Annotated in this window: 4 protein-coding genes; all 4 read right to left on the reverse strand. The window is 49.0% G+C overall.

Translation table 11 applies throughout. The annotated features are described in order from the left end of the window. Window positions 1–51 precede the first annotated feature (51 nt). A complete protein-coding gene (locus ACJ2PR_RS35185; protein WP_446880539.1) occupies window positions 52–1,569 on the reverse strand; it encodes an MASE1 domain-containing protein in 1,518 nt (505 codons plus the stop codon). A gap of 88 nt (window positions 1,570–1,657) precedes the next feature. After that, window positions 1,658–3,250 carry an Hsp70 family protein gene (locus tag ACJ2PR_RS35190; protein ID WP_446880540.1) on the reverse strand — a complete coding sequence of 531 codons (1,593 nt, stop codon included), beginning with the start codon at window positions 3,248–3,250 and terminating at the stop codon, window positions 1,658–1,660. 170 nt (window positions 3,251–3,420) lie between these two features. Next, complete coding sequence (locus ACJ2PR_RS35195) at window positions 3,421–3,993, reverse strand: nucleotide exchange factor GrpE (RefSeq protein ID WP_446880541.1); 573 nt, start codon at window positions 3,991–3,993, stop codon at window positions 3,421–3,423. Window positions 3,994–4,075: 82 nt separating this feature from the next. Continuing rightward, window positions 4,076–4,368 (reverse strand): DUF4351 domain-containing protein (locus ACJ2PR_RS35200; protein WP_446880542.1); only part of this gene is annotated, 293 nt, incomplete at its 5' end.

The raw sequence follows: 4,368 nt of genomic DNA on the forward strand, positions 1-4,368 counted from the left end.
TCTACTTCTGTGCTTTGACGCAAATCGTTATGATGTTTTAAGCCTGAGTAGTTACGTGACAATTCGCTCTAATTTGGCGGGGTCGGTAAGCACAGCAGGCAGGTGACTGTCTAGATGGAGGCGGAGAACTTGTTGACCCGACTGAGCGCGTTCTTGAAAGGTGTCCACGATCGCTGGGAGCCAAGTTTGAAGACAAAGTGACTGCATTTCTGCAATGTCTGCGCCTGCTTCGATCCGTTGTAAATCCAGCAAATCATTGATCAGGGCTGTTTCGCGATCGCACTCGTGCTGCAAAATTTCTAAGTAGCGATCGCGATGTTCGTGGTTTGAAGACAGTTGTAACATCCGAATCGCCATTTTCATGTTGGCCATCGGACTTCGCAATTCGTGAGAAACGGTACTCAAAAAGTCATCCTTGAGATGGCCCAACTGCTGAAGCTGCTGCATTTGTTGATTGAGTTGAGCCGTGCGCTCGTGAACCTGACGTTCTAGCCCTCGATTTAACGTTCTGACTCGCTGATACATTTGTTTGAGTCTTTGGGCGGCTCGTTTGCGCTCAGTGGCGATCGCTCCCAACACAATCCCGGTATGCGTAAAGCCCATCAGACCAAATTGCAGCGCCAGCGTATTGGCAGCCCCGCTCCGAGAACCGACTAAGAACGCTACGCCCAGATTGATTCCCAAAACAGTCGCCGTTGCTCTCGGAAACCCATACTGAATCGCAATCCAGATCATCGGCAAAAATACAAAGTAGGTATAGTCCAAACTCGTGCCACGGGGAGTGCCATAGCCGACCCAGATTCCTGCTGCCAGTAGTTTCACATGAAACAACAGAACCGGGATTCCTTGACGCGACGGCCAGCGCAACTCATCATCTCCACCCGAATCTTGAGGCGATCTCTTCGAGTTACCCGCAAGGGGCCGCGCTTCTCGATGTAGCCAGATCCAAGGCACCTTTCGCAGCAATACCAGCAAAAAAGGGGCTAACATCCCAATTCCTGTCGAGTCGCCCGCGCAGTAGTGCAATGTAAGCATGAGCCACTGTGACCAGGGAATCAGTCCGATCGTGGCAAAATTAACGACTTGTAAGAACGCAATAATCAGGGGGGCAATCAGAGCCGCGATCACCGTAAACCAAATCACATCGCGCAGTTGTCGAAGTCGAGGATTAATTTTTAAGACTTTGAGCAATAGCCAGCAAGCCCCGGTGTAACCGATCGTCGTGACAACATCAAAGACAATCAGCGTCTCGATCGGCAGTTGGCGAGGACTCACAAACCAGTAATGGATGAAAGTATTAAGCAGCAGGGTCGGCCAAAAGCGCAGACCAAACACCAGCAAAAGGACGACATCTAGGGCAGAAGGCGGATACCAGACTTGAATTTCGGGGGCTGACTCAAATTTCACAGACATGAGATCCAGTCCATACCAAAGGGTCAAGTAAATTGTGACGACTAAGACGACTTGTAACCAGGGGGGCGATCGCCGTAACCATTCAAGCGGCTCTCTAAACACAGGCAATTCATGAGGGGTGGGTGCAGGTGGGTCACTTTGGTTCTCATTGCTCACAGTGCTTTGGGGAGAGAATGCAATTCAACACTTTAGGATGGTGATGGTATTGATGTAACCTTCTCAAGGAATAGGGCTAAATTTGCTCTCATTGAAGTTTGGCGATCGCTCCCCGTTCGACTAAAAGTTTATCGGTTAGCAAGTCTCGCACAGTAGCGACTAAAATTCTCTGGTCGGTGACTTCAAACTGGACGGTGATGCGATCGAGTCCAATCTGTCCGGGTGGATCGAGGTGCGCGACACAAACGGACGGTTCCTGATGGGCGAGGGGGCGATAGGTTTCTTGTTGGCGTAAAGGGGTGCTGGTCATTCTGCCCTGAGCGTCGTAGGTGACTTCGGCTTGTGAGACGGCGGCCACTTCTCCAATATCGAGGCGAATTTCTTGCTGTCCTGTTGTGGCGACCTGTAAAGTCAGAACTTCGGAACGCTGACAGGGATAGGAGGTGCCCTGGTCAAAGAGCGGAAAGTAGGTATACGATCGCGCCGCAGGTTCCCATAAGCGAATTGCGTAGGTGTGGCGCAAATAGTCGTCAATTCCAGTCAGTTGAGTCAGCGCCAAGGCTCCGTGAGCAACCGCTTCAAAGGGTTTGTCGAGCTTGACGCGCTGCCGCCCAAAGTAAGAGAGAACAAGCTGTTGAACGGCGGGAATTAGACAACTTCCTCCGACTAAAAGAACTTGCTCCAGATCACCTTTACGAATCCCTTTACCCAGGGCGATCGTTAACACTTCATCAAGCGCCTGACGCAACTGTTCGAGTAGGTGACGCGATTCGAGAATGGTTTCTAGCCGAGTGCGATCGAGCTTCAGATCATAGGAGGTAAAGGTTTCTTCATTGAGCCAGCTTTCGGTTGCTGATTCGACACTGGACAAGCGGATTTTGAGACGTTCGGCGATCGCCAGTAGATTTTGCCAACCGATCGCGCCTACCGTTTCTCGTGAAGCCCCGATTTGATGTAAATAATCTTCCACAATCCAGGTATCAATATCTTCTCCCCCAATGTAGGCATCTGATTTAGCCAACACTTCGGCTCGATGGATTCCAGACGTTCCCGCGACCGTTCGGACAAGGCTCAGATCAAGCGTTCCGCCGCCAAAATCAACAACCAAAACTAGAGAACCAGGACGCTGAATCGCATATCCCAAAGCGGCGGCGGTTGATTCGTCTACCAACTGCACTTGAGAAACTTCTAGCTGATCAGCCATGTCACGAAACCAATCATGATAGCGATCGAAGGCTCCGATCGGGACGGTAAAAATTACTTGAGAGGGGGTAATATTCTGTTGTTTAATCTGTTGCCAAATGTATTGTAAAAACTGGTTAGAAACTGATTCAACACTGTAGCTAATTCCATCAATCTGACGAGGCGGCGGTTGAAAATCAGCAGCCAGATCCCGCTTAAACGACTTAAACAAGCGATCGGGTTGAGTGAGTCCCAAGCGCTGTGATCTCTTCGAGTTACCCGCAAGGAGGCGTGCCTGTTCTCCCACCACAAATTCGTCTGCACTTTTGACAAACATCACCGTCGGCACTACGGGAATTTCGAGTTTTTCTCCGTTTTTGGTCAAGCGAAACAGCCGCGAAATGGTTGGAAACCGCAGCGTTTTGGGAGCTTGGGTGTCAGGTTCAAGAATGCTAACAACAGTGTTACTCGTGCCGAAGTCGATGGCGATCGCAGTCATGGAGCGTTTTGGAATCAGAATTAACAGGGGCTATAGAAAGTCCTAAATCGTCTATGAGAATCATCAAATAATGGATTGTTAGCCGTTAGCTATTGATTAGCCATTGATTTGTGACTAACCATCAATAACTAAATTTCCACAATTCAAATCAGATGGCGATATCAGGCATCTTAACTTTTGTTTGATGATTTAATCGTCTGAACGGGTGGCAGCGTCCGACTGACTCTGGCGGGACAGAGAATACGATCGCCCTGCTGATAGCCCACAAATCGAATGTAGACGAGTTCACCTGCTGACAGGTCTTCGATGTCGGGTTGGTGTAGTCTCTGATCGTAGGGTACTTGACTCCAGGGAACACCGATCGCTTCGATACCCCAGCTTTCAAGCAGATTCTCTAATGGTGTAAAAAGGGCGGATAAGTTTTGGGCCGGAAGATTGGGATTGGCGGCTGCCATTTTGCGGGCACTAGGATAATTAGTTAGCAGCGTTTGCAATTGTTCAAAGGTGTCAGTCTGAAAGTCCTGATTGAGTTGTGTTTTTTGTTGTTGAAGCTGTTCTCTCAACCGCAAACACTGCTGCTCTAAATCAGTCTGCTTTGAGGTTGCGATCGCCTCTCTAAGTAACTGCGAAGCAACTGGATTTTTGATCGAATTCGTCTTTCTCCTTGAGGACAAACTCAGAACAATACAGGACACTACAAACGTCAAGATCCAGCCAAACCAGAAAAAATTGGATTCGTGCATGATGGATAGGGTGCGATCGCTTGCCTGTACAAACTTTTATAGTTGATCAACGTACTGCCAATGATCATCTGAGCTACGAACGCTATCCTTGATTGTCTAGCCAAGTTGTCAGGTCATCGATCGTACTAAAGCTCAATAGCGCGATCGCGAGTGCTTCTAGTTGGTTAGCAGACATGGTTGAGATACGATCGCTTAGAAATTGAGGTAACTGTCCCACTTTTTGCTGTAAAAGGAGAAACACGAGCGATCGCCGCCCCTTTTCCATGCCCTTTTCCATGCCCTTTTCCATGCCCTTTTCCATGCCCTTTTCCATCCCTTTCTCTTCCCAACTGGTCAGGTTCTGCATAATTTCCTCCTTCTGGCTAGGATTCATTT

This window comes from Phormidesmis sp. 146-33 (genome assembly GCF_052939515.1).